Origin of the sequence: Blautia sp. AF34-10 (assembly GCF_003477865.1) — a bacterium.
GTDB lineage: Bacteria > Bacillota > Clostridia > Lachnospirales > Lachnospiraceae > Fusicatenibacter > Fusicatenibacter saccharivorans.
Genome location: NZ_QUED01000025.1, coordinates 1 through 26,909 on the forward strand (window position 1 = coordinate 1; position 26,909 = coordinate 26,909).

At 48.7% G+C, this 26,909-nt stretch carries 22 protein-coding genes and 5 pseudogenes; 21 read left to right on the plus strand and 6 right to left on the minus strand.

Annotated elements, in window-relative coordinates; all coding sequences use genetic code 11:
- The 9 genes and pseudogenes from infB to DWZ60_RS13780 form a co-directional block, all read left to right on the plus strand.
- Positions 1-2,260, plus strand: a 2,260-nt coding sequence (infB, locus tag DWZ60_RS13740; protein ID WP_119221867.1) for a translation initiation factor IF-2, incomplete at its 5' end; no start/stop codon positions are given.
- A gap of 15 nt (positions 2,261-2,275) precedes the next feature.
- Positions 2,276-2,662 carry a 30S ribosome-binding factor RbfA gene (gene rbfA, locus DWZ60_RS13745; protein WP_022462931.1) on the plus strand — a complete coding sequence of 129 codons (387 nt, stop codon included), beginning with the start codon at positions 2,276-2,278 and terminating at the stop codon, positions 2,660-2,662.
- Positions 2,649-3,632 (plus strand): DHH family phosphoesterase, encoded by a 984-nt coding sequence (locus DWZ60_RS13750; protein WP_119221869.1) that lies wholly within the window; start codon positions 2,649-2,651, stop codon positions 3,630-3,632. The genes rbfA and DWZ60_RS13750 overlap by 14 nt, the downstream gene beginning before the upstream one ends.
- A gap of 72 nt (positions 3,633-3,704) precedes the next feature.
- A complete protein-coding gene (truB, locus tag DWZ60_RS13755) occupies positions 3,705-4,631 on the plus strand; it encodes a tRNA pseudouridine(55) synthase TruB (protein WP_119221871.1) in 927 nt (308 codons plus the stop codon).
- The gene (locus DWZ60_RS13760; RefSeq protein ID WP_119221873.1) at positions 4,628-5,563 is read left to right on the plus strand and encodes a bifunctional riboflavin kinase/FAD synthetase; all 936 of its coding nucleotides are present in this window, start codon (positions 4,628-4,630) and stop codon (positions 5,561-5,563) included. Before truB ends, DWZ60_RS13760 begins: the two co-directional genes overlap by 4 nt.
- Before the next feature lie 286 nt (positions 5,564-5,849).
- A complete protein-coding gene (gene rpsO, locus DWZ60_RS13765; RefSeq protein WP_022462935.1) occupies positions 5,850-6,116 on the plus strand; it encodes a 30S ribosomal protein S15 in 267 nt (88 codons plus the stop codon).
- 252 nt (positions 6,117-6,368) lie between these two features.
- A pseudogene (locus DWZ60_RS20925) lies at positions 6,369-8,464 on the plus strand (polyribonucleotide nucleotidyltransferase).
- 100 nt (positions 8,465-8,564) lie between these two features.
- Positions 8,565-9,059, plus strand: coding sequence for an anaerobic ribonucleoside-triphosphate reductase activating protein (gene nrdG / locus DWZ60_RS13775; RefSeq protein ID WP_055228610.1), 495 nt, complete (start codon positions 8,565-8,567; stop codon positions 9,057-9,059).
- Positions 9,060-9,086: 27 nt separating this feature from the next.
- Complete coding sequence (locus tag DWZ60_RS13780) at positions 9,087-9,521, plus strand: dUTP diphosphatase (protein WP_022462938.1); 435 nt, start codon at positions 9,087-9,089, stop codon at positions 9,519-9,521.
- 139 nt (positions 9,522-9,660) lie between these two features.
- On the opposite strand, the gene DWZ60_RS13785 is transcribed toward DWZ60_RS13780, so the two are convergent.
- Positions 9,661-10,626 (minus strand): NYN domain-containing protein, encoded by a 966-nt coding sequence (locus DWZ60_RS13785; RefSeq protein ID WP_117814396.1) that lies wholly within the window; start codon positions 10,624-10,626, stop codon positions 9,661-9,663.
- A gap of 215 nt (positions 10,627-10,841) precedes the next feature.
- Here DWZ60_RS13785 and DWZ60_RS13790 point away from each other — a divergent pair, with 215 nt between their 5' ends.
- Complete coding sequence (locus DWZ60_RS13790) at positions 10,842-11,051, plus strand: helix-turn-helix transcriptional regulator (RefSeq protein WP_055228608.1); 210 nt, start codon at positions 10,842-10,844, stop codon at positions 11,049-11,051.
- 62 nt (positions 11,052-11,113) lie between these two features.
- Positions 11,114-11,838, plus strand: a pseudogene (locus DWZ60_RS13795) (DUF3169 family protein).
- Between the two features lie 80 nt (positions 11,839-11,918).
- On the opposite strand, the gene DWZ60_RS13805 reads toward DWZ60_RS13795, so the two are convergent.
- Entirely contained in the window at positions 11,919-13,289 is a 1,371-nt protein-coding gene (locus tag DWZ60_RS13805) for an MATE family efflux transporter (protein WP_055265454.1), read from the minus strand.
- Positions 13,290-13,764: 475 nt separating this feature from the next.
- Here DWZ60_RS13805 and DWZ60_RS13815 point away from each other — a divergent pair, with 475 nt between their 5' ends.
- From DWZ60_RS13815 to DWZ60_RS13840, 6 genes and pseudogenes are all read left to right on the plus strand, one after another.
- Positions 13,765-14,247, plus strand: coding sequence for an ATP-binding cassette domain-containing protein (locus tag DWZ60_RS13815; protein WP_274601029.1), 483 nt, complete (start codon positions 13,765-13,767; stop codon positions 14,245-14,247).
- A gap of 153 nt (positions 14,248-14,400) precedes the next feature.
- Positions 14,401-14,853, plus strand: coding sequence for a GtrA family protein (locus DWZ60_RS13820; RefSeq protein WP_119221875.1), 453 nt, complete (start codon positions 14,401-14,403; stop codon positions 14,851-14,853).
- 76 nt (positions 14,854-14,929) lie between these two features.
- A complete protein-coding gene (locus DWZ60_RS13825; RefSeq protein WP_119221877.1) occupies positions 14,930-15,229 on the plus strand; it encodes a DUF1294 domain-containing protein in 300 nt (99 codons plus the stop codon).
- A 32-nt stretch (positions 15,230-15,261) separates the two neighbouring features.
- Positions 15,262-16,548 (plus strand): DNA polymerase Y family protein, encoded by a 1,287-nt coding sequence (locus DWZ60_RS13830; RefSeq protein WP_119221879.1) that lies wholly within the window; start codon positions 15,262-15,264, stop codon positions 16,546-16,548.
- 64 nt (positions 16,549-16,612) lie between these two features.
- Entirely contained in the window at positions 16,613-18,475 is a 1,863-nt protein-coding gene (locus DWZ60_RS13835; protein ID WP_119221881.1) for an AAA family ATPase, read from the plus strand.
- 32 nt (positions 18,476-18,507) lie between these two features.
- Positions 18,508-18,888: pseudogene (locus tag DWZ60_RS13840) on the plus strand (MFS transporter); the annotation flags it as partial.
- Positions 18,889-19,086: 198 nt separating this feature from the next.
- Here the strand turns inward: DWZ60_RS13840 and DWZ60_RS21270 are convergent.
- Positions 19,087-19,742, minus strand: a pseudogene (locus DWZ60_RS21270) (SulP family inorganic anion transporter); the annotation flags it as partial.
- Positions 19,714-19,872 (minus strand): hypothetical protein, encoded by a 159-nt coding sequence (locus DWZ60_RS20335; protein WP_330410090.1) that lies wholly within the window; start codon positions 19,870-19,872, stop codon positions 19,714-19,716. The pseudogene DWZ60_RS21270 and the gene DWZ60_RS20335, both read right to left, overlap by 29 nt.
- 281 nt (positions 19,873-20,153) lie before the next feature.
- Between DWZ60_RS20335 and yfcC the strand changes: the two genes are divergently transcribed.
- From yfcC to tnpA, 4 genes are all read left to right on the plus strand, one after another.
- Positions 20,154-21,674: a putative basic amino acid antiporter YfcC gene (yfcC, locus tag DWZ60_RS13850; protein WP_022462924.1), complete on the plus strand. Its 1,521-nt coding sequence runs from the start codon at positions 20,154-20,156 to the stop codon at positions 21,672-21,674.
- Between the two features lie 15 nt (positions 21,675-21,689).
- Entirely contained in the window at positions 21,690-22,838 is a 1,149-nt protein-coding gene (iadA, locus tag DWZ60_RS13855) for a beta-aspartyl-peptidase (protein ID WP_118666439.1), read from the plus strand.
- Between the two features lie 152 nt (positions 22,839-22,990).
- Positions 22,991-23,890, plus strand: coding sequence for an endonuclease NucS domain-containing protein (locus tag DWZ60_RS13860; RefSeq protein ID WP_117509176.1), 900 nt, complete (start codon positions 22,991-22,993; stop codon positions 23,888-23,890).
- Positions 23,891-23,967: 77 nt separating this feature from the next.
- Positions 23,968-24,396, plus strand: coding sequence for an IS200/IS605 family transposase (tnpA, locus tag DWZ60_RS13865; RefSeq protein ID WP_055226077.1), 429 nt, complete (start codon positions 23,968-23,970; stop codon positions 24,394-24,396).
- Between the two features lie 111 nt (positions 24,397-24,507).
- Here tnpA and DWZ60_RS21275 read toward each other — a convergent pair.
- Both DWZ60_RS21275 and DWZ60_RS13875 read right to left on the minus strand, forming a co-directional pair.
- Positions 24,508-25,461 (minus strand): annotated as a pseudogene (locus DWZ60_RS21275) (IS91 family transposase); the annotation flags it as partial.
- Between the two features lie 238 nt (positions 25,462-25,699).
- On the minus strand, positions 25,700-26,851 hold the full coding sequence (locus DWZ60_RS13875) for a Gfo/Idh/MocA family protein (protein WP_119221883.1): 1,152 nt from the start codon (positions 26,849-26,851) through the stop codon (positions 25,700-25,702).
- Positions 26,852-26,909 lie beyond the last annotated feature (58 nt).

Consider the following 26,909-nt stretch of genomic DNA (forward strand, 5'->3'; position numbering starts at 1 on the left):
CCGCCCGAACCGCAGCGGAGACCGTCCGCAGGGAGAACGCCGCTTCGGCGGAAACAATGGAGACCGCCCGAACCGCAGCGGAGACCGTCCGGGAGGAGACCGCAATAACGGCGGAAGAAGTGGAAACGGTGAGAGAAGCGGAAGACCATTCGGTGAGCGTTCCGCACGTCCAAACGGAGGCAGACCGGGAAATAATGGCGGAAGACCGTTCGCAGGAAAGGATGATGATTCCCAGAATCAGAACCGCCGTCCGGGAGGAGACCGCCGCAGAACCGAGCATAAGAGCTCTGCAGGCGATACAATGAGCCTTGGCATCAAGAAGCCAGGCCGTGATACAGGAAGAAAAGAAAAAGACAAAAACAAAGATTCTTTAAGAGAAAATAAATTCAGTGAAGACAGAGGAAGAGGCGGAAACCGTCCGAACCAGGGACATCATCAGCAGTCCAGACTCCCGAAAGCGCTCCAGAAACCAGTCAACAAACCGAAACAGGAAGCTCCGAAGGACGAGGTAAAGGAGATTACCCTGCCGGAGAAAATGACCATCCGCGAGCTGGCTGAGAAGATGAAAATGCAGCCGGCAGTCATCGTAAAGAAACTGTTCATGGAAGGAACGATGGTTACCGTAAACCATGAGATCGATTTCGAAAAAGCACAGGAAATCGCGCTTGATTATAACATCATCGCTGAGCCGGAAGAGAAAGTCGATGTGATCGAAGAGCTCTTAAAAGAGGACGAAGAGGATGAAAAAGACATGGTTCCGCGTCCGCCGGTAGTCTGCGTTATGGGACACGTTGACCACGGTAAAACATCTCTTCTGGACTGCATCCGGAACACCCATGTCACCGACCGCGAGGCTGGCGGTATTACCCAGCACATCGGTGCATACACCGTTTCGATCAACAAACAGAAGATTACGTTCCTCGATACCCCGGGACATGAGGCATTCACCGCTATGCGTATGCGTGGAGCCAATGCAACGGATATCGCCATTCTCGTTGTCGCAGCAGACGACGGTGTGATGCCGCAGACCGTTGAGGCAATCAACCATGCAAAAGCAGCCGGCGTTGAGATCATCGTTGCGATCAATAAGATCGATAAACCAGGCGCAAACGTAGAGCGTGTAAAACAGGAGCTCTCCGAGTACGAACTGATTCCGGAGGACTGGGGCGGAAGCACCGTATTCGTTCCGGTATCTGCAAAGAACAACGAAGGTATCGACGATCTGCTTGAGATGATCCTTCTGACTTCCGAAGTGCTCGAGCTGAAAGCAAACCCGAACCGGAAAGCAAGAGGTCTTGTCATCGAGGCTGAGCTGGATAAAGGAAAAGGACCGGTTGCTACCATTCTGGTACAGAAAGGTACCCTGCATGTCGGCGATTACATCGCAGCAGGCGCATGCTCCGGTAAAGTCCGTGCGATGATGGATGATAAGGGACGCCGCGTCAAAGAGGCAGGCCCGTCTACTCCGGTTGAGATTCTCGGACTTTCCGATGTTCCGAACGCAGGAGAGATCCTCGTTCAGACCGATAACGATAAAGAAGCAAAGAACTTCGCAGCAACCTTCGTGGCAGAGAACAAGAAGAACCTGCTTGAGGAGACAAAAGCGAAGATGTCCCTGGATGATCTGTTCAACCAGATTCAGGAGGGTAACTTAAAAGAACTGGCACTTGTTGTCAAAGCCGATGTACAGGGATCTGTCGAGGCAGTAAAACAGAGTCTTGTCAAACTCTCCAACGAGGAAGTTGCCGTACGCGTCATCCACGGCGGTGTCGGTGCGATCAACGAGTCCGACGTTATGCTGGCAACCGCATCTTCCGCCATCATTATCGGATTTAACGTACGCCCGGATGCGAACGCAAAATCCATGGCAGAGCAGAACGGCGTAGACATCCGTCTGTACCGTGTCATCTACCAGGCAATTGAGGATGTTGAGGCAGCCATGAAGGGTATGCTTGAGCCGGTTTACGAAGAGAAAGTTATCGGCCATGCCGAGGTACGTCAGCTCTTCAAGGCATCCGGTGTCGGAACGATCGCCGGAAGCTATGTACTGGACGGAACGTTCCAGAGAGGCTGCAAAGTTCGAATCAGCCGCGAAGGAAACCAGATCTTCGAAGGAAATCTGGCATCCCTCAAACGTTTCAAAGACGATGTCAAAGAAGTGCGCTCCGGCTATGAGTGCGGTCTTGTATTTGAAGGATTCAACGATCTTCAGGAGTTCGATCAGGTCGAGGCTTATATCATGGTAGAAGTGCCGAGATAGAAATGAGGAATTAAGTTGAGAAAAAACAGTATTAAAAACACCAGGATCAACGGGGAAGTACAGAAAGAGCTTTCCAACATCATCCGGAACGAGATCAAGGATCCGCGCATCGGAATGATGACCTCTGTCACAGCGGCAGAGGTAGCGCCGGATCTGAAGACGTGTAAAGTATATATCAGTGTGTTTGGCGATGATGAGGCGAAGAAAGAAACCATCCGCGGCTTAAAGAGCGCGGAGGGCTTCATCCGCCGTATGCTGGCCAAGACCATTAACCTCCGCAATACACCGGAGCTGACCTTTGTCCTGGATGAGTCGATTGAATATGGCGTTACGATGTCGAAACTGATTGATGAAGTAACACACAAAGAAGACAAAAAGGATGAGGAAAATGAAGAAAATTGATGAAATTCTAAACGGAGTCTCCTGCATGGCCATCGCCGGACACGTTCGTCCGGACGGTGACTGCATCGGTTCCTGCCTGGGATTATACCAGTATCTTCGCGACAATCGGCCGGAGATTCAGGCAGATGTCTATCTTGAGGATCCACGGCCGGAATATTCCTATCTTCCGGGCTTTTCTGAGGTAAAGACAAGCTGTGAAGAGAAAGCGTACGACCTTGTGGTCCTTCTGGATGTATCCAGCGAGGACCGCATCGGCGTTGCCGTACCGCTTCTTGCAAAAGCGGGAAAGACGATCTGCATCGATCACCATGTGACGAATACAGAATATTGCGAAATCAATCACGTAGAGCCGGATGCAAGCTCTGCCTGCGAGGTGCTGTTCGGACTTCTGGAGGAAGAAAAGATCTCCGAGCCGTGCGCCGAGGCGCTGTACACTGGTATTGTGACCGATTCCGGCGTATTCCAGTACAGCAGCACCTCTCCGCACACGATGCGGGTTGCGGCCGCTCTGATGGAAAAGGGAGTTCCGTTTACCAGAATCATCGAGGATGCATTCTTCAAGAAAACATACGTACAGAACCAGATTATGGGACGCACGCTGACAGAGAGCATCATGCTTCTCGACAAGCAGTGTATTGTCGGTATCGTGCGGAAGAAGGTCATGGACTTCTATGGCCTGACAACGGGAGATATGGACGGCATTGTCAGCCAGTTAAAAAATACAGAAGGCGTTCACGTAGCGATCTTCCTGTATGAGCTGGAGCCGCAGGTCTTCAAAGTAAGCCTCCGCTCCGACGAGCTGGTTGATGTGAGCAAAATCGCAGCCGTATTCGGCGGCGGCGGCCATATCCGTGCGGCTGGCTGCACGATGTCAGGTTCTCCGTATGATGTAATCAACAATCTGACTCTGTATATCGAAAAACAGCTTCTTGCAGAAGAGGAAGAAGAGACGACAGAGGAAGAAGCATAAACAGGAAACAGCCGGGCGCAGAAAATACATCCACGCCCGGTTTTCTTGTGAAAAAGAGGGAGACAAAACAACATGATAAACGGAGTTCTGAACGTATGGAAAGAGGCGGGATTTACGTCGCATGACGTGGTTGCGAAGCTGCGCGGCATCCTGCACCAGAAAAAAATCGGCCACACCGGAACCCTAGACCCGGATGCGACGGGCGTGCTTCCAGTCTGCCTTGGAAAGGGAACGCGTCTCTGCGATATGCTGACCGATGAAACGAAGACGTATGAAGCGCTGCTTCACCTTGGAATCGCAACGGATACGCAGGACATGAGCGGAACCGTGACAGCAGAAGCGCCGGTGACCGTGACGGAAGAAGAGGTGCGGGACTGCATCGCCTCGTTTGTCGGGGAGCATCAGCAGGTGCCGCCGATGTATTCCGCGCTGAAGGTGAATGGAAAGAAACTCTACGAGCTGGCGCGGGAAGGCATCGTGATCGAGAGGAAGGCCCGCACGGTGCACTTTTACGAGATCAGCATTCTGGAAGTGAAGCTTCCGCTGGTGCGCATGGAGGTAACGTGTTCGAAGGGAACGTATATCCGTACCCTGTGCCACGATATCGGCGAAAAACTGGGCTGCCACGGATGTATGGAGCAGCTGATCCGCATGAGAGTCGGCCAGTTTGACCGAAACGGAGCGCACACGCTTGACGAGATCGCAGCGATTGTCGGTGAGGGCCGCCTTTCGGAGATCCTCGTGCCGGTCGATGAAATGTTTGCCGCGCTGCGCAGCTTTGCGACAGCGGACGATCATGCGAAAAAGCTTGCGGAAAACGGAAATCCGCTGAAACCGGCGCAGATCCGCGAAATCGGGGAAACTGCTTCCGGCGGGGACTTCGCAGAAGACGAGGAGTTCCGCCTTTATCTCGATGACGGAACGTTTGTCGGTATTTATCAATACAGACCATCACAAAACTTAACCAGACCGGTCAAGTTATTTCTGGAGAGAACATGAGATATCTAACAAAAACACTGGATTTTGACAGCAGAGGGGACAGCGTTGTAACCCTGGGGAAATTTGACGGCCTCCACCGGGGGCATATGATTCTGATCCGCCGTGTCCTTGCAATCGGCAGAACGGAAGGACTGGAAACGGTTGTGTTTACGTTTGACGTGCCGCCGCAGTCGAAAGTGCAGCATGTCAAGCCGCATCAGCTGCTGACGAATGAGGAGAGAAGAGCCCGCCTCGAACAGCTTGGCATGGACTGCCTTGTGGAATGCCCGTTTGTGGATGAAGTGATGCACATGACGCCGGAAGCCTTTATCAAAGAGATTCTGGTGGATAAGCTGCACGCGAAAAAAGTTGTTGTGGGAAAGGATTTCGGTTTTGGCTACAAGAGAAGCGGCACAGCCGAAATGCTGAAAGAAATGGGCCCGTCCCTTGGTTTTGAAACCGAGATCATCGAAAAAGCAGAGGAAAACGGCCGCGAGATCAGCAGCACCTGGGCACGGGAAGAGCTGGAACAGGGCAATATGGAAGCCGTGAGCGGTCTGCTCGGCTACGATTACGCGGTTCACGGCGAGATTGTCCACGGTCATGCACTCGGCAGAACGATCGGCGTGCCGACCATCAATCAGATCCCGCCGGCAGAAAAGCTGCTTCCGCCGTTCGGCGTCTACGTTTCCGAGGTGAAAATCGAAGGAAAAATTTATTACGGTATCACAAACATCGGTGTTAAGCCGACGGTACAGGAAAAATTTACCGGCGTGGAGACGAATCTTTTTGACTGCAGCGAGGATCTCTATGGAAAACAGGCGGAGGTTTCTCTGTTAAAATTCCTGCGCCCGGAGCAGAAATTTGCTTCGATCGACGCGCTGAAAAACCAGCTCGATCATGATGTTGCGGCAGGAAAAAAATATGTAGAAAAAAAGTTTGCTCAGCAGTGAAACACTCGCTGTTTCGCTGCGTAAGAAAGTGATTCAGGTGTGAGCAGCTCTCCTTTTGCGAAGCAAAACTTAAAATGAGAGCTGCGAAAGTTACAGTTCGGAGAACTGTAACTACGTGAAAATTCATCGCGAAAACATCTGATTTTAGTATTTACAATTCGAAAAGCGTATGCTATACTAATCGAGTATGCGGGACAAAAAAGATCCCCGGACCCTGATTCAGAGGCAGGACACTCCGACCACTTCTTAGTCAGCGGTGCAATCAAAATAACAGGAGGAATTTAAAATGATTTCGAAAGAAAAAAAACAGGCAATCATCAAAGAGTATGCAAGAACTGAGGGAGATACAGGATCACCGGAAGTACAGGTAGCTGTTCTTACCGCAAGAATCGAGGAGCTCACTGAGCATCTGAAAGTTCACCACAAAGATCATCACTCCAGAAGAGGTCTTCTGAAAATGGTTGGTCAGAGACGTGGTCTGCTTGACTACTTAAAGAAAACTGATATTGAAAGATACCGTGCTTTAATCGAGAAGTTAGGAATCAGAAAATAATCAGCTTGGAACAACGGGCGGGATACATTTTCCGCCCGTTTCTTTGCTTGTAAGATCAAAGACGCAAACGACATGGAGCCATTCTGAGCTGCATTGCATCCGTAAGAAGCTGCCAGTGGCAGGTTCTGGAGGTGCAGGAATTTTATCCGAGACCACTGAAAAACACATTGAAAAGCTGTATCCTGTCCGTATTCCGGTGTGCTTTTCAGTTGTTTCGGAAATTCTGCTCAGAAGAAAAAAAGGAGATTATTTATGTACAAGAGTTTTTCTATGGAACTGGCAGGCAGAACCCTGACCGTAGACGTAGGCCGTGTAGCAAAACAGGCAAACGGCGCAGCATTTATGCATTATGGCGATACTGTAGTTCTTTCTACAGCAACTGCATCTGAGAAACCGCGTGACGGCATCGACTTCTTCCCATTAAGCGTTGAGTACGAAGAGAAGATGTACGCCGTTGGAAAAATCCCGGGCGGATTCAACAAAAGAGAAGGAAAAGCAAGCGAGCACGCAATTCTGACCAGCCGTGTCATTGACCGTCCGATGCGTCCGCTGTTCCCAAAAGATTACCGCAACGATGTTACATTAAACAACATGGTAATGTCCGTAGATCCGGAGTGTGATCCGGAAGTAGTCGCAATGCTGGGTTCCGCAATCGCAACCTGCATTTCCGACATCCCGTTTGACGGTCCGTGTGCCATGACTCAGATCGGTATGATCGACGGCGAGTTCATCGTAAACCCGACTCTCGCACAGAAAGCCGTATCCGACCTGAAACTGACCGTAGCTTCCACCAGAGAGAAAGTCATCATGATCGAAGCCGGAGCAAAAGAGATTCCGGAAGCAAAAATGATTGACGCCATCTACAAAGCACACGAAGTAAACCAGGAAATCATCAAATTCATCGACAGTATCGTAGCAGAGGTTGGAAAACCGAAACACGCTTATGAGAGCTGCGCTATTCCGGAAGAGCTGTTTGCAGCGATCAAAGAGATCGTTCCTCCGGCAGAGATGGAAGAGGCTGTTTTCAGCGATGATAAACAGACAAGAGAAGAAAACATCCGCGTCATCACCGAGAAACTCGAGGAGGCATTTGCCGACAACGAAGAGTGGCTGGCAGTATTAGGCGAGGCTGTTTACCAGTATCAGAAAAAGACCGTTCGTAAGATGATCTTAAAAGACCACAAACGTCCGGACGGCCGTGCGATCACAGAAATCCGTCCTCTGGCAGCAGAGATTGACATTATCCCGCGTGTTCATGGTTCCGCTATGTTCACCCGTGGACAGACTCAGATCTGCAACGTAACAACACTGGCTCCGCTTTCCGAAGCACAGAAGCTGGACGGACTGGATGAGTTCGAGACCTCCAAACGTTACATGCATCAGTACAACTTCCCATCCTACTCTGTAGGTGAGACAAAACCGTCCCGCGGACCGGGACGCCGTGAGATCGGCCATGGTGCTCTGGCAGAACGTGCCCTGGTTCCGGTACTTCCGACCGAGGAAGAGTTCCCGTACGCAATCCGTACCGTATCCGAGACCTCGAGTCTAACGGTTCTACTTCCCAGGCAAGTATCTGTGCATCCACCATGTCTCTGATGGCTGCCGGTGTACCGATCAAAAAACCGGTTGCAGGTATCTCCTGCGGTCTGGTAACAGGCGAGACCGATGATGATTACCTCGTACTGACCGATATCCAGGGTCTCGAAGACTTCTTCGGTGACATGGACTTTAAGGTAGCTGGTACCCACGACGGAATCACTGCAATCCAGATGGATATCAAGATCCATGGACTGACCCGTCAGATCGTAGAAGAGGCGATTGCCAGAACGAAACAGGCAAGAGAGTACATCCTGACCGAGGTTATGGAGAAAGCGATCGCAGAGCCGCGTAAGACGGTCGGCGAGTTCGCTCCGAAGATCATCCAGATGATGATCGACCCGCAGAAGATCGGTGAAGTTGTCGGCCAGAGAGGAAAGACCATCAACGCCATCATCGATGAGACCGGCGTAAAGATCGACATCACAGACGACGGTGCAGTTTCCATCTGCGGAACCGAGCAGGCTATGATGGATCAGGCAAAGAAATATATCGAGATCATCGCAAGCGACTTTACCGAGGGACAGATCCTGACCGGAAAAGTTGTCAGCATCAAAGACTTCGGTGCTTTCCTTGAGTTCGCACCTGGAAAAGAAGGTCTGGTACACATCTCCAAGCTCGCCAAACAGCGTGTTGAGAAAGTAGAAGACGTTGTCAGCCTTGGCGATGTTGTAAAAGTAGTCTGCATGGGCAAAGATAAAATGGGCCGTGTAAGCTTCAGTATCAAGGATGTTCCGGCAGACGCGAAATAAATAGATCTGCCAGACGATAAAGAGCGGGGAACACAGAAAAAGGGATCTGTAAAACGGTTCGTTTTTCTGTGTTTTCTTATGTCCAATAGGAGTGAAAGCTATGAGATACCATAATATAACGAAAGACGATATGCTGAACGGAGACGGCCTGCGCGTCGTGCTCTGGGTCGCCGGATGCGGTCATCACTGCAAGGGATGTCAGAATCCGATTACCTGGGATCCAAATGGCGGCATCCCGTTTGATGACGCGGCAAAGGCAGAAATTTTTGAACAGCTGGACAAGGACTACATTTCCGGCATCACCTTCTCCGGCGGAGATCCGCTGTATGAGGCAAACCGGGCGGATGTGACGGCTCTGGCAAAAGAGATCAAGGAAAGATATCCGAAAAAAGATATCTGGGTTTATACCGGATATGAGTGGGAATCCGTCTGTGATCTGGAACTGATGGATTACACGGACGTGGTTGTGGACGGTCGCTTTATTCTTGCCCAGAGGGACGTTACCTTGGAATGGAAGGGCAGCCCGAATCAGAGAGTCATTGATGTGAAAAAGACGAGAGCACGCGGCGAAGTCGTACTGTTCGGCGAAAAGTAGTCACGCAAAAAGAAAAGGAGACGCTTTATGGAAACCATTAAAATTCAGTATTTAAACGATGAAATTGAGCGCCTGCGCTATATCGACGGAAAGTCTGACTGGATCGACCTGCGCGCGGCAGAAGAAGTAGAGTTAAAGGCCGGAGAATTCAAACTGATCCACCTCGGCGTTGCCATGCAGCTGCCGGAGGGCTACGAGGCGCATATTGTGCCGAGAAGCAGCACCTTCAAGAACTTCGGTATTATCCAGACGAACCACTGCGGTATCATCGACGAGAGCTACTGCGGACCGAACGACTGGTTCTACATGCCGGCGTATGCCCTGCGCGACACCGTGATTCATGTGAATGACCGCATCTGCCAGTTCCGCATCGAGAAACACCAGCCGACCATCGGCTTTGAAGAAGTTGACCACTTAAACGGCGAGGACCGCGGCGGAATCGGAAGTACCGGAAAAAGATAACAACAGACGAAATAAAAAGAGCCTCCGGGTGTCAGAAAATCTGACATTTCCGGGGGCTTTTTGTTGCGGGCACACCAAACATGTACATGGTATATCAAACACGATCCGGATCCGGCGAATCTGGTTTATGTTTTGAATGCTATTGTTTCATCTGTACCGTATTGTTTGTGATTTTGAATTTTTTGAAACTGTTGATAAAACTTGAAATCCTGCTATACCCATACTGCTTCACATCGAAGCCCGGGAAACGGTTCCGCAGGGCATCGTGAATAATGCTGAGGTTGTCGATATGGCCTCCGTTGGAGCAGATCAGATCCGTGATACATTTTTCGATCTGCTGGCGCGATACGGTGTTCTGGCGTTCCTTTACGAGGTAATTATGACCGGTTTTCAGCACTTCGATATCGTTCATGCTTTCTAGAAACGTGGAAAGTTTGGAATAACCGTAATTTCGAACGTCAAACTCTGAGAATTTCTTCTGCAGGATACTGCCGATCTCACTAAGTGTCGTATTTTTTCCGTGATCATTGTTCTCTGTCAGTACACGGGAAACCGTCCGCTCGATTTCTGCCTTGCTTGTAATGGAAGGGGTTTCGTCCTGAGAAGTGCCGTAGCGCGCCGGATTTTCCGAGACAGCGGTAATCGCAGGGGAGATATCGTCCTCGTTCTGGGAAATGATTTCGAGAATTTTAAAGGCATCGCACGCAACGCGGAAGGAAGAAGGGGTTTTCTGCTCGCCCATGCCGAGCACAAACATGCCGGATTCACGCAGACGCTGCGCCAGCTTGGTAAAATCAGAGTCCGAAGAAACCAGGCAGAAGCCCTCCACATTTCCGGAGTAGAGGATATCCATGGCATCGATGATCATCGCGGAGTCAGTTGAATTTTTTCCGTTCGTATTGCTGTACTGCTGGATCGGATTGATCGAGTAGCGCAAAAGCTGCTCTTTCCAGCTCTTTTTCGAGATATCGGTCCAGTCCCCGTAGATCCGTTTGTACGTGGCAACACCCTGGTCGGAAACCTCGTCCAGGATATATTTGATGTATTTCGGGGAAACATTGTCCGCATCGATCAATACGGCAAACCGGCTGTCTTTCTGTTCCATAGATTCTGTCCTTTCTGCGGCTTGAATAGTTACGAAAATAGATATCTCTAGTTTAGTACATTTCGGCCTACAAATCAACCGGGAGTTTGAAATGACAAAAAAACTTGTCAAAAGTATTGACAAATAAAGTTGTCAATGGTAGAGTAGTGGATGACAAGAAAAGTTGTCAAAAAGAGAGCTCATCTAAAAAACGTGACAAGAAAGGAGATGCTGCGATGCCGCTGTACAATCAGTTAAAAGAGTACCGTTCGAAGCTCGGCATCAACCAGACCGACCTTGGAAAAATGGCGGGAGTATCGAGACAGACCATCAGCCTGATCGAGCGGGGAGATTATTCACCGTCGGTGACACTGGCGTTAAAACTTGCAAAAATCTGTGAAGTAAAAGTAGAAGATATTTTTCAATATGAGGAGGATGAACCATGAAAGAAAAACAGGGGAACAAACCAAATTCCTACGGAAAGTTGATGAAACGGATGCTGATTTATATGGGAATCGGCGGAGTCTGCGGTTTTTTTGTCGGAATTTTTATGATGTTCGGAGTGAAAAATGGCATGAGTGATCTGAGCGATCTGGTCCGCCCGCTGGCACTGCCGATCATTGCGGTAATTTTCGTTGTAAGCATTGTCCTGATGGAATTTTACAGCCGGAAATTAAAAGATACGATGAAGCATCTCGAAGAAGCAGAGGATGAACAGTACGAAGTCTTAAGCTATGAAGAAGAGAAATACGGCGCGATGCTGATGAGCTGCAATGTGATTTCGCAGGTCTGCGATATCATCGTGCTGACATTTACCTTTTCCCGTTCCTGGCTGGAAGAAGCATCGGGAAAAGAGCTCGCCGGATTCCTGGCAACCTGTGCTCTGTTTTGTATCAACTTCTTTCTCTATGGCTATTATCAGATGCGTTATGTAAAAATGGTTCAGGCAGCTCACCCGGAGAAGAGAGGCGATATGAACTCAAAAAACTTCCAGAAAGACTGGATGGCAAGTTGCGATGAGGCAGAAAAAGAGATGGTATATCAGAGTGCCTATAAGGCTATATGGCGCTGGGAAAGATGATTCAGATCCTGCTGTGTGCGACGATGATCCTGCATCTGGTGTTCCATACCGGTATTCTCGCAGTCATTGTCGTGGGCGTCATTTATCTGACGATGACACTCACATATCATCGTTCCTGTGTAAGTCTGCAGAAAGCAAAACTGAATCTGTAATCCTGTAAATACAAAAAACTGCGTGGAATGCATTTCAGAATCGTGCATTCCGCGCAGTTTTGCGTTTGGTATGAAAAATGTCAGCTGATCGGAGCCGTCGATGTCTTTGAATCATACTTTTTGTCGATATCCTTCATGACAAACAGATACGAAACACCGGTAAAGACAGCTGCCGTCACCCAGGCTGCCGGGTCACAGAAGCAGGCGAGCGGATAGCTGATGACTTTTATGGCAATCACAGCTACAATAAGGCGCGCAAAGAGTTCAGAAACACCGCCCATCATAGGCAGAAAGCCGTAGCCGCAACCCTGCATTGCATTTCGGAAAATAAAGATGGTGCAGAGCGGTACATAAAAAAGAGCACACATATAGGAATAAGTCTTTGCCCATGGCATCATGGCGGCCATATCGACATCACCCGAGAAGAAGAGGGAAAGACATGGCTTCAGAAGAAGGAAGACGAGAGCAGCGGCTGCGATCGAATACGTGATGGAAGTCAGAAGTGCAGCGCGAACTCCCTTTTTAATCCGTGGAATATCGCCCTTTCCGAAATTTTGCCCGCTGTAGGTTGCCATCGTCTGTCCCATTGCGGAAAAGCCCTGTGTGACCAGATTCTGCAGCTTACAGGCCGCCGTAAAAGCGGCAACCGCCTCCGAGCCGAACAGGTTAATGGCAGCCTGCATAATCATTGTACCGGATGCGGTGATGGCAAACTGGAGTGCCATCGGAATGCCCATCGAGAGCTGATGGCGGGAATCTGCCGCATGAAGCTTCCAGTGGTGTTTTTCCGGCCACATATCCGGCATGGAGCGATAAATATAAAAAAGACAGAGCACAGCAGAAATTCCCTGAGAGAAAACGGTTGCATATCCGGCTCCCGCAACGCCCATTTTAAAACGAATGATGAGAAGCAGATCCAGAAGAACATTTAATACAGCCGAAAAAATCAGGAACATCAGCGGAGTCTGGCTGTTTCCTACTGCACGCAGATAGGAGGAAAGCAGATTGTAAAAAATCGTAGCGATCAGGCCACCGCAGATAATCATAATATAGGAATAAGCGTCCTGAAAAATATTTTCCGGTGTGTTCATGAGATGCAGCAGCGGCCGCATGGAGATCATGCTGAAGAACGTCAGGACAACCGTGAAAAGGAGAGCCAGTAGAATGCCGTTTGCCACACTTCGCTTTACTCCGCGCGTATCCTTTGCACCGAACCGTTGCGATGTCAGAACCGTAAAGCCTGCTGTGATGCCCTGCGCAAATCCAAGCACCAGGAACATAATCGTTCCCGTAGAACCAACTGCAGCCAGTGCATCCGCTCCGACATATCGGCCAACGATAATCGTGTCTGCCATGTTGTAGAGCTGCTGGAAAATGTTTCCGATAATCAGCGGCAGCGTAAACTGCAGAATGACTGGAAGCGGACTTCCCTTTGTCATGTCTTTTTCCATGAGAAAACCTCCTCGAAATGATGGTAAAATAAGTTTTATCTTCGCTTAAAACGAAAGTTATTTTATCACATTCTGAAGAGGTTGTCATATCCTTATTTTGACATTTTTTCTGCGAAATTTGACGAAGGGAAAAGTGAACGACTTGAATAGACAGTTATAAAAATTTGTCATATGCAGACTTTATTTTTTCCGCCATTTGCTGCAGCCTTTGCGCGCGTAGACCGAAAATACGAACTGCAAGATCACCGCAGGAAAGTATAGTTGCGCCGCCGTCAATTTCCAGATCGGAGGCAAGAAATTCCCGGATTTCCTCCAGAAGGGTATCTGCGTGCTCCGATCGTGAGAGAAAGAGATTTACGTCTCGAGTCCCTGCGAGTGTGAATACGCACCGATTGGAAATAAAGCATCGTTGATCTGAAGAAGATAAAAATTAAGTTCGGACATAAAAAGTCTCCTGAAAATCATAAGATACGGAATGAGCCTGCCCGCGAAAAGAGGTCGGCCCATTCTTCCGAAGGTACGGACAAAAACCGCATCAGTGATGATGGTTGTGGATGGATGCGGAAATCCGCTGGTCAAAATCGAGCTTTTTCACCTCTTTTTCTTCACCGGGCTCAAAACGGACGAAGTTCCGGAGGGAAGAATCACCGGACTCATCGGAAAAAACGGAGCAGGAAAGAGCACGGCGATCCGCCTGATGCTCGGCCTTGTAAAAGCGGAGAGCGGAACGATCGAACTCTTTGGAAAACCGATCACAGAGATCACACTGCAGGACCGGCAGAAAATCGGTGTATCGCTGGCAGAGTCGGGCTTCAACGGACAGTTTACGGTCGCGGAGCTGCTTGGCACCATCACGGGAACCGTTCCTGGACAGGCGGAAATTTTTGCGGTAAGCATCGCAGTTGTGCTGATTTCGTATGGGATCAGTGTAAGATTTATGGAAAAACGGGAGATTTAGAGAAATTCAAAGACGCCGGATTTCATGTTTGTATGTGAAATCCGCGTCTTTGACATGAGGAAAAACAATACGGAAACTTGAAAAAACTGCCGTGATATGGTATTCTCATAGAGTCGTTGACTCGAAAATAATAGAAGAAACAAGAGGAAAAACATGAAGAAATTATTTGCACAGATTGTGAAATTCGGTATCGTCGGCGTTATCAGCTTCGGCATCGATTACGTGACCGGTCTTATTGTCCTGAATCTTGTGATGGCGCTGACTTCCAGCTCTTACTTTGAAGCGGCATCCCTCATCGGTTCCGTTGCCGGATTTACCGTATCGGTCATTGCAAATTACATTTTAAGCTTCAAATTTGTCTTTGAGCGGAAAGAAGACATGAACAAAAAAGTCGAGTTCATCACCTTCGTTGTCCTTTCCCTGATCGGCATGCTGCTCAACAGTTTCCTGATCTGGATCGTCGTAGGCCCGATCTACGGCGGTAATGTTGCACTGCAGCAGAACATAGGCCATAACCTGATCTACACAATCGCGAAAGTATTCGCGACGGCGATTGTTATGGTATACAATTTTGTGACCAGAAAAATATTTCTGGAGAAAAAGTAATTTTGAAAAGAGTTTGAAAAAGGCAGCGGAGAAAAACGCTGCCTTTTTTGAAAAAAGAAAGGCTGGTGCGTAAAAAATGGAACATTCGATCTTACAGACAGTATTGTGGAGTTACCTGATTTGTATTAATATCATTACCATAGCAGTCTATGGAATCGACAAACGAAGTGCGGTGCGGGGAAAATGGAGAATCCGCGTTTCCACCTTGCTCGGGCTTGCGGCAGCCGGCGGCTCGGTGGGAGCCTTGCTGGGCATGCACCTGTTTCATCACAAGACAAGAAAAAAGAAATTCACGATTGGAGTCCCGCTGATGCTGGCGGCGCAGATCCTTCTTCTTTTCTTTCTGGCAAAAGCAGGTCTGCTGTTTTTTACATAGAGAGCAGCAGAATTTGAAAGAGGGTTAAAAAAATGAGAGAAGAACAAACGAAGACGACAACAGAACGCCTGATTTTTCACGTAGATGTCAACAGCGCCTTTTTATCCTGGGAGTCGGTGCGGCGGATCAAAGAGGGACTGCCGGATCTGCGGGACATTCCTGCCTGTATCGGCGGCGATCCGACGAAGCGGACAGGAATCGTTGTGGCAAAGTCGATCCCGGCGAAAAAATGCGGTGTCCAGACCGGTGAACCTGTGGCAATGGCACTGCGGAAATGTCCGAACATGGTCATTGTCCCGAGTGATTTCGACCTCTACGTCAGGTGTTCCCGTGCCTTCAAGAAAATCTGCGCCTCCTACACCCCGGTCATGGAATCCTTTTCGATCGATGAGGTATTCCTCGATATGACGGGAACTTCCCTTCTGTATCCGGACCCGATTGCGGCGGCGCACGAAATCAAGGACCGGATTTACGAGGAGCTTGGATTTACCGTCAATATTGGAATCTCCACAAATAAACTCCTGGCCAAAATGGCATCTGATTTCGAAAAACCAAACAAAGTACACACTCTGTTCCCAGAAGAAATCCCCGAAAAAATGTGGCCGCTTCCGGTACGCGAGCTGTTGTTCCTCGGAAAAGCATCCGAAAAGAAACTGATCGAGGCCGGAATCCGCACAATCGGAGACTTGGCGCATGCGCGCGAAGCGGATATTCAGACGCTGATCGGCAGGAAAAACGGCCATCAGCTCTACCAGTACGCCCGCGGCATCGATGATTCCCCTGTAAAAGCGCAGCCCGACGAGGCCAAAGGCTTCAGCGCCGAGACGACCTTCAACGAGGACATCATCTCCATCGAACAGGTGAATCCGATCCTTCTCGCCCAGTGCGACATCGTAGCCGCCCGCATGCGTCGGAAAAAGAAAAAATGCACCTCCGTTTCCGTAACGTTTCGCACTCTCGAGTTTCGAAACCGTTCACACCAGACCAAACTCCCCAATGCGACCGATGTGACAGATGAAATCTACCGCTGCGCCAAACAGCTCTTCCGCGAATCCTGGAAAGGCGAGCCCCTCCGCCTGATCGGCGTCGCCGTGACCGGTCTTACCGAAGACGATTTCGAACAGCTCTCCCTCTTCGAAGATCCCGAAAAGAAGGAGAAAAGCCGTAAACTCGATGCCGCCCTCGACGCGATCCGCCAGAAATACGGCAACGACAAAGTCACTCGCGCGAGCATCCTGAACGGCACACAGGGGATTGCGAGAAAAGCGAAGGCAGAGATGAAAAATGATGACAATATTCGGAAAAATATAAAACATTAATTGATATATTTCCGAAAATAATATAGAATAATCAGAAAGAAGAATGCCGGAAAGGAGGATACAGATGAAAAGCTGTAAAGAAATGGCAAAACAGTGGGGCGTTACAGAGCGTACCGTAACAACTTTCTGTAAAACAGGTAAAATTCCAGGTGTCGTAAAAGAAGGAAAGAGCTGGCGGATTCCAGATGGAGCAGAAAAACCTGCAGACGGCAGAGTACTGTCAGGAAAGTATGTAAAAAAAGAGGAAAAAGAAGCAAGAAAGCCACTCCCGATCGGAATATCGGATTACGTACGGGCACAGTCGGAATATTATTATGTGGACAAGACAGGAATGATCAAAGAATTTCTGGATCGAAAACCACTGGTATCACTGTTTACGCGGCCGAGACAATTTGGAAAGACGTTGAATATGGATATGCTTCGCGTTTTCTTTGAAATTTCCGATACAGATACCAGCCAGTATTTCCGGGACAAAGAAATCTGGAAATGTGGAGAAGAATACCGAGAGCATCAGGGAAAATATCCGGTTATTTTTCTGACGTTTAAAGATATAAAATTTGCGTCCTGGGAACTGACTTTTGCAAAAATTGCAGAGCTGGTACAGGAAGAGTTCGGCAGACATAAGGAATTGGGGATGAGTGAGAAACTGGAACCATACGAGAAGGATTATTTTCGGAAAATACTGGCAGGTCAGGCGAATGAAGTAGAGCTCTCCTCGTCTCTGCAGAAACTTTCCAAAATGCTTCATGAACATTATGGAAAAGCACCGATCATTATGATCGATGAATATGATGCACCGATTCAGGAAGGCTATTCGAAAAAGTTTTATGAAGAAATTGTTGGATTTATGCGGAATTTCTTTTCCGGCGCATTCAAAGACAACCGGCATCTGTCGTACGGTTTTTTAACTGGAATTCTGCGGATTGCACAGGAAAGTATATTCAGTGGTTTGAATAATCTGACGGTAAATTCCATTCTGGATGAGACATATGATAAATACTTTGGATTTACCCGTGCAGAAGTCCATAAAATGCTGCGGGATTACGGTGCTCTCGAAAAAGAAGCAGAGCTTAAAACCTGGTATGACGGATATCTTTTTGGCGCAGAAGAAATTTACAATCCCTGGTCCGTGGTCAACTATATTGCACAGGGGTGTATTCCAAAGGCATATTGGGTAAACACCGGAAAGAATGAAATTCTGGAAGAAGTTCTGAAGACAGCGACAGAGGATGTCATAGAGAAATTGTATGCATTGCTGCAGGGAGAGCGAGTGGTTGCGAGAATTGATCAAAATGTAGTGTACCGGTCACTGCTGGAAGAGCCCGCAAGTATTTATAGTCTGCTTCTGGTCGCCGGATATCTGAAGACACCCAAAAAAGAATTGCAGACAGACGGCGCTTATCTGTGCGAGGTATCTATCCCCAACCGGGAGATTGCGGCAGTTTACAAAGCCGAGATTGTATCCTATCTGCTGCAGATTGGAGCAGTAACGAGGACAACAGCAGATCAGATTGCGGAAAGTTTGTATACGAATGACGTGAAAAAGCTGCAGAGTGCGATTGCAGAATATATGGACAAGTCGATCAGTTTTTACGATGCGGGCGCAGAAGGTTTTTACCATGGACTGGTACTGGGACTGATTGCATTGCTGGATCAACAGTATAAAATCACATCCAACCGGGAATTCGGAGAGGGACGGTACGATATCAGCCTGTTCCCGCGAGAACTCCGGTATCCTGGCATTCTGATGGAACTAAAATGGAAAAAGGGGATTACAGAAGACACACTGAAAAAATTAGCGAAAGAAGCATTAAACCAGATTGAAACACAGCGATACGATACAGAAATGCGGCAGGAAGGGGTTACGGAAGTCATCAAACTTGGAATCGCCTTTTCTGGAAAAAATGTAAAAATTTGGACGGTATAAAAACAGGAGAAGACAAAACAGGGGGAAGCAAAATGAAAAAATTAACAACGGCAAAGATATGGCAGTTCGCAGCAGGCCAGTTTGGATGGGCGCTGCTGTCTGGTATCATATCGAACTGGCTGGTGTACTTTTATCAGCCGGATGAAACCGCAATCAGCCAGGGACAGACGGTATTCATACCGCAGGGGCTGGTGATTTTCGGGGTTTTTACCATCATTGGAGGGATCACAGCCTTCGGAAGAATTTTTGATGCATTCACTGATCCGATGATTGCGTCCTGGTCAGACCGGTGCACTTCAAAAAACGGACGGCGGATCCCGTTCTTAAAAGGCGCGTCCCTGCCGCTGGCACTTTCCACCGTGCTGGTGTTCTGGTCACCGGTGAATGAAAACAGCTGGATCAATGCGGCGTTCGGTGCAGCTGTATTCTGCGGCGCAGGCGGACTGATACTGATGTTTTACGATGAGAAAAAGATTAACTGCGTGATGAACGGAAAAGCATAGGTCAGTACTCAGCACGGCAGCCTTTTTTATGTGTAGAAGCTATCCGGCATAAAGGAGAAAGGATCACAGGTGATACAGACCAGATGCTGCGGCAGCTGCAGTTTCACATTATCTCGAAATCAGCTCCTCCGCATGCTTTAATGCATCCGAAATATTCGAACAGAAATTTTCTTCTCCGACAAGCTCCACAAAGCCGGATTTTTTCATCACCTTCATCGGCTGCTCATTCACATGAGAGAAGACGATGGTGATCCCTTTCGATTCGCAGAGCTTCGTCAGATTCTGGAGTGCATTCATGGCTGTACTGTCGATCGCCGGTACGCTCCGCATCCGGAGAACGAGACATTTTGTGAAATCCTTTACCACGATGTGCTCAATCGCATCCGACGCGCCAAAGAAGAGCGGTCCTGTGATCTCGTATACACGGATTTCCAGCGGCAGCTTCTGCAGATGTTCATCCACCGCCGGGGAATCATCGTCTACATAGACCCAGCTGTCGGCGTGCGTCCGCCGTTTTTGATATTTGCCGCCGTTCTGGCAATCGCTCCCGTAGCCGGAATACCGCCGAAAAGCGCAGAAGCAATATTTCCAGCACCCTGTGCAATCAGCTCTGTATCCGAACGATGCTTGCTGTTGATCATGCCGTCCGCAACAACACAGGAGAGAAGCGACTCAATCGCCGCAAGCACCGCGATCGTAAACGCATTTGGAATCGCCGACTGAATCAGTTTCATGTCAAAAACCGGCAGATGAAGCGCCGGAAGCAAGAGCCAGTGCGATAGAAAGAGGAAGTGCAATGATCGCAACGATGATACCGGCAGTCACATCTTTGGCAAACTGCGCGCGGTCATAGGACTTCAGAGAAGTGAGTAGCATTGGTTTGAACGAATTCATTTGAAAAGCTCGCTTTCTGTATTAGATTTGTATTACTGTTAGAACAACTTTCCAAGTATAGCATAAGAGACGGGGAGCAGGAAACCCAAAAAGGAATTGTTTGTCTTTCTATACAATCATGTTATGCATGACATTGCACACAGCCGGCAGAAAAATCCGAATGGAAAATTTTTCTGTTACTTTTTTGATTTTTTCAGTGACTTTCCTCTATGATCTATGGTACACTAATCCATGCGTGTTAAAAACGAGAATAGAATATCAAATGGAGGAAATCTCAAAATATGAGCAAAAAGAAAGGCGAAGGCCTGAAATCATTCAACAGGGGATTTAACGTGCCGGATACCTACATTATCATCTTTTTTGTGGTGGTTATCGCGGCCGTCATGACTTTCCTCGTCCCGAAAGGCTATTACGAGACGGAGGATGTCACGTACCTGATGAACGGGGTAGAAAAGACCCGTACCGTCATCAAAGACGGAAGCTTCCAGTATCTGACCGATGCTGCAGGAAAACCGGTCACAGAAGGTGTTGCACTGTTCAGCGGCGACGGCGGAACCGGATTTTTCAATTATATGTATAACGGAATTATCAGCAGCTCCGCCATCGAAATCATCGCATTTCTGATGGTAGTCGGCGGCGCTTTCGGTATCATGATCCGCACCGGAGCCGTTGAAGCCGGTCTGATCGGCCTGATCCGTAAAGCAAAAGGAGCCGAAAAACTGCTGATCCCGGTCCTTTTCGTCCTGTTTTCCCTCGGCGGAGCCGTGTTCGGAATGGGAGAAGAGGCCCTTCCGTTCACCATGATCCTCTGCCCGCTGTTTGTCGCTGTCGGATACGACACCGTCATTGCCGTGCTTGTTACGTACGTGGCAACACAGATCGGCTTTGGATCTTCCTGGATGAACCCGTTTTCCGTCGGAATCGCACAGGGAATCGCCGGCGTTGACGTCTTCTCCGGCGCAGGTTTCCGTATGGTGATGTGGGTCGTATTCACCGCTCTTGGCTGCGGCATGACCATGTTCTATGCAGCAAAAGTCAAAAAGACCCCGGAAATCTCCGTTGCTTACGAAAGCGACCAGTATTTCCGTGATCAGAACGAAAAAACAGGCATCGACGAGGGCCATTCCTTCGGCATCGGCCATATCTTAGTTCTGGTAACACTGGCCGTTACCGTTGTCTGGGTCATCTGGGGCGTTATGGCAAAAGGCTATTACATGGCCGAAATCGCAACCCAGTTCTTCATCATGGGAATTGTGGCAGGTGTGATCGGTGTCATTTTCCATCTGAATGACATGAAAGTGAACGACATTGCCGTTTCCTTCAAAGACGGCGCAAAAGACCTGATCGGCGCAGCACTCGTTGTTGCGATGGCACAGGGCATCATGCAGGTGCTCGGCGGTTCTGATCCGACCACACCGACCGTTATCAACACCATTATGTACGGCATCTCACAGGCACTGGCCGGTCTTTCCGGTGCAGCCGCAGCCGTGCTGATGTACGTGTTCCAGTCGGTCTTCAACTTCTTCGTCGTATCCGGCTCCGGCCAGGCGGCGATCACCATGCCGATCATGGCACCGCTCGCGGACCTTCTCGGCGTATCCCGCCAGACATCCGTCCTTGCGTTCCAGCTCGGTGATGCCTTCACAAACCTGATCGTCCCGACCTCCGGCTGCCTGATCGGCTCCCTGGCGATTGCAAAAATCGAGTGGTCGAACTGGATCAAATTCATGTGGAAATTCTTAGGGATACTGATGATCGGAGCAGTCATTACGATTTTGATTGCGGTTGCGATTGGATTTTAAGAGGAGTGAGAGAAAATGATATTATTTCAGAACATAGACGTCTATGCGCCGGAACACCTCGGAAGAAAAGACGTTCTTACTGTGTATGATAAAATTGTCAAGATCGCAGATGCCGGCACGATAACGGCAGACGGCCTGCTCTCTGGCGCGGAGACCGTAGACGGAACCGGACTAGTCCTGACACCTGGCTTTGTCGACTGCCATGTTCACGTGCTCGGCGGAGGCGGCGAGGGCGGCTTTGCCAACCGCACCCCGGAGGCGACGATGGAAGGCCTGAACAAGTTCGGTGTGACAACCGTTGTCGGCTGCCTCGGAACTGACGGCATTGGCCGTGACATGTGCGCGCTCGTGGCAAAAACAAAAGGTCTCCGGGAGCAGGGCATGTCCGCCTGGTGCTACACCGGTAGCTATCAGGTTCCGGTGCGTACACTGACGGATGGAATTACGAAAGATATCATGATGATCGAAGAAATCATCGGAACCGGCGAAATCGCCATCTCGGACCACCGATCCTCACAGCCGACCTTCGAAGAATTCGCCCGACTGGCAGCAGACACGCGCCTCGGCGGTGTTCTTTCCGGGAAAGCGGGAGTGATCAATGTCCACCTTGGCGACGGTGCAAGATGTATGGAGCTGATCGAACGCGTCATCAGCGAAACCGAAATCCCGGCCAGCCAGTTCCTCCCGACCCATGTCAACCGGAACGAGAAGCTGTTCCAGAAGGCAATTGAATACGCCGTAAAGGGCGGTGCGGTCGATTTCACCGGAAATGAAGAGATCGATTACTGGGAAACTGTCTGTGATGAAGTCCGCGTGTGCAAAGGAATCCGCCGCATGCTGGATGCAGGCGTGAATCCGAAACACATCACCATCTCATCCGACGGTCAGGGCAGTCTGCCGATCTTTAATGAGAAGGGAGAATTCCTGCGGATGGGCATGGGCCAGTCGAGCTGTTTGCTGAAAGAAGTAAAAGAATGCGTGGAGAAAGCGGGAATTCCGCTGGAAACCGCAATTTCGACGATTACGGCAAACCCGGCAGAGATCCTGTCACTGAAAGGAAAAGGCAAGGTCCGGGAAGGATATGATGCGGATCTTTGCGTACTGGATCAGGGACTGGAGATTCAGGAAGTCGTTGCACGGGGGAAGACGGTGTATCGGAAATAGCATATTGGTAATATTGGGAAAAGGTCACAGCTTTGCGGAGCTGCGGCCTTTTTTGATGGGAATGCCTGAGGAAAGAATGTTTTACAATAGTATTTTGTAAGAAGGTACGATATAATGAACATATATCTTGCGACAGGGAAGGAGAAACTGCAGTGTCGGAAATAAAACTTTTTGAGGTCGGAACGGTTGTGAAAGAGCGCACCTCTTCCACGGTAGTATTGGAGAAACAACTGCAAACAACGATAGAGCAGAACATGGAGACATTTTTCGGCGTTCGTTTTCTGAAAAGTGAATATATGATCACATCCGGAAGAATGGACAGCATCGGAATTGATGAAAATAATAGCCCAGTGATTTTTGAGTATAAGAGAAGCTCGAGCGAGAACGTAATTAATCAGGGATTATTCTATCTGGATTGGCTTCTGGATCACAAAGCGGATTTCAAACTGCTTGTGATTGAAAAATTGGGTATGGAAGTAGCAGACCAGATTGATTGGTCGGTGCCTTGTGTGATTTGTATTGCAAATGATTTTACGAAATACGACGTGCATGCAGTGAATCAGATGCAGAGGAATATCAAGTTGGTGAAATATCGGAAATATGGGGAAGATCTGTTGCTGTTTGAACATCTGAACACACCGGTGGCAAAGCCAGTAACGGAAACATCAACCATTTCAACAACAAGTAGTACATACACACAGAAAACACATTTAGAGAAGCTGTCATCAGCAAGCAGCCATTTCAAAACATTATATACGGCGCTTTGTGACTACATCGAATCGCTGGGAGACGATCTTGTTCCAAACCAATTGAAGCTGTATTTGGCCTATAAGAAAGTGCAGAACATTTTCTGCATTGAAATTTATAACAAACAGATCCTGCTCCGAATGAAACTCGACCCGGACACTGTTGAACTGGAAGAAGGATTCACAAGAGATACCCGCGGGATTGGACATTACGGAACGGGGGAGCTAGAAGTGTCAATCAAGACGGCAGAAGACTTTCAGAAGGCAAAGAAGCTGATTGATCGGGCGTATCAGGAGACGTTATAAAGCATGGTAAAAACTGGACTGTGATAGAATGAGAATGGTGTCGCAAGCCAAACTCAAAATCAAAGGAGGCGGTCCAAATGGACAATAAAAGTTTATCACATACTCGTTGGAAATGCCAGTATCACATTGTGTTTATTCCTAAATACCGAAAGAAGGTATTGTATGGGAGAATACGCAGAGATGTCCGAGAGATAATAGCAACTTTATGCCAGTATAAAAATGTAGAGATAATTGCAGGAGCGGTATGTATAGATCATGTACATTTAAGCGTAGCAATTCCACCAAAACTCAGAGTATCAGATTTTATGGGGTATCTGAAAGGAAAAAGCACATTAATGATTTATGACAGGCATCCTGAGTTGCAAAGTAAATGGGATAAAGCGTTTTGGGCTAGAGGATATTATGTTGAAACGATTGGCAATATAACAGATGAAGCAGTTCAAAAGTATATAAAAGAGCAAGCAGAAGAATCGAGACGAGAAGATTCGAGTAGTACCGCTTTATAGCGGGCCAGCAAAAGTGCTTGCGATACCGCCCTTTGGGGCGAGCAGTAACAATAGCCCTTTGGAGGGCTAATAATAAACCACCAGTTGAACAGGTGGTTGCTAACTAGAATGTAGGAAACATTGTTTTTCGGCAGAAATACATTTACGGAGCTTCATTTCCTGCTTATGATGTTTGGCATATATCCCATAGTAGCGAAGCATTTTAAAATGTTTTTCGGAGATGTGGACAATGAGTTTTTGAATGAAGTTCAAAGCAGGAATGGTTTCAGTAACAGTTTTATTGTCTTCGTGTCTGGTGTAATGAAAGGTTACATTTTTGCCGTCATAAGTATCAATACGCGATGTGGCAATAACAGGTCTGCCGAGGTATCGGCTGATGTATTTAATGGTGATATCAGGAGTGCAAAGATTTGGCTTTGCACGGACATAAAAGCCGTCAGCGTGTTTCGTGTACATTTCATTTTTGACTTTGCGAAAAGTCGGACCAATGCGGGAGGTAAGTCGTTCAAGCAGGACTTTGCGGAAAGCATTACGAAGGAAACTGTAATCAAAGTGTTTGACAGGACGCCAAGGAGTGATGTTACCAGCCCCACCCTCGGAGATGAGAGCGTGGATATGAGGATTCCATTTTAAATCACGCCCAAAAGTGTGAAGAATACAGATAAGCCCAGGAGTAAAGTTTTCGGTTTTATTCATTTTGGAAAACATGCGTAAAACAACATCACGAACAGAATGAAATAAACAATCTAAGAGAGTCCTGTCTTCGAGAAAATAAACGCGAAGTTCCGCTGGGATAGTGAAAACACAATGGCGATGAACGCAAGAAACAAGCTTACAGGACATATGAAAAGAACGAAGCTGGTTGTATTTGTTTCCGCAGGAAGGGCAAAAACGGCTTTTACAGCGAAAGGGAACAAATTTAAGATTTCCACAGTGAGGACAGCCATACATGGCACCACCGTAAGAAGGGTCACCACAATGAATCATCTTGTTGACATTTTCAATGACAGCAGGACGAGGATGGAGTTCATAATAATCGGTAAAGATGGATTGTAATATATTCATAATAGAATTTTACAATAAAGAAGGAGATAAGAAAACCCCTTCCCCTCATGAATGAGGGGTTAGGGGAGTTGAGAGTGTCGCAGACACTTTTTTATTGTGGGAGAAGCCTTGACCGCGGTCTTTGCTGAAGATGCATTGCTGGGCAAAATCAAGGCAAGCCCTCTTGGCTGTATGGACAATTTGAGGCAGAACGATTGGTTCGGCTTTTTTGGGGAGACTGCGTTTTTACCGGCTCCCGTTACAGCTCTTCGTACTTGGGCAGCGACTTTACGGTGCCGCCTTCCATGGCGCTTTCGTGGGCCAGGAGACCAACGCCGGTCCAGTAGGCCGCATCGATATCGGAGGGGAAGGGAGTTCTGTCTTCCAGAATGCTGGTAACGAACTCATGGACCAGATGCGGATGGGAACCGCCATGACCGCCGCCCTGCTTGAAGGACAGATGGGGATTGACCTCGTCATAGGCCACTTCGTAGGTAAACCGGCCAATGACGTCCGGAAGCAGATGGGCATAATCGGGGACCTGAACGTATTCCTCATCAATCTTGCCGCCGCGGTTCTCGTTCTCCCAAACCAGATCCCGGCTGAACATCACATGTTTGTCGCCGTTGAGCTGATCCCACTCAAAGGACTTGTTTTCACCATAGATATTAAAGCATTCGCTGTAGCCACGGGCGACATGGTACAGGAAGCGCTCCATTTCAACGGTCGTCTCGCCATCCTCCAAGGCCACCAGAGCAGACTCAAAGGCGAAGGGGCAGCCGTACTGCTTTTCCAGTTCCGGACGGACCTTGCCGGAGCCTCTGCCGAAGACGCTGACCGGACGCTGCCCTGCCAGAGCAAAACAGGGGCCGATGGCATGGGTGGGATGTGCCAGGGGCGGGAAGCCGTCCCAGTAAGAGGGCCAGCCCTCCATATCCTGATAGTGGGCGCAGCGCATATACTGCAGCTTGCCCATTGCGCCGGATTCGTACAGCTCCTTCGCATACAGATACTCGCGGGTGTAGACGGAAGTTTCCATGAACATATAGTGTTTGCCGGAAGCCTTCCGCGCCTTGATAACGTCTTCCAGCTCCTTCATGGACATACCCATGGGGATGGTGCAGGCGCAGTGCTTGCCTGCGTTGAGCACCTGAACCGACATGGGCGCATGCAGCGCGGGCGGAATGACCAGATGGACCGCATCCACATCCGGGTTCTGCAATACCGCTTCAAAGTCGGTGGTGTAGTAGCTTTCGTCCAGCAGGTACATATCTGCCAGCGCCTTCAGCTGGTCCGGATTGGTATCCACCATAATGACATGCTCCACATCCGGATGCTTCAGATAGATGGGCAGGAAGCAGCTGCCGAAACCCATGCCCACGATGGCAACCGTCAACTTTCCATTTTTCATAAAATTACTCCTTTCATGCTGTGAGCGACTTGCTGTTTTCATTTTATTTTTTTTTGCA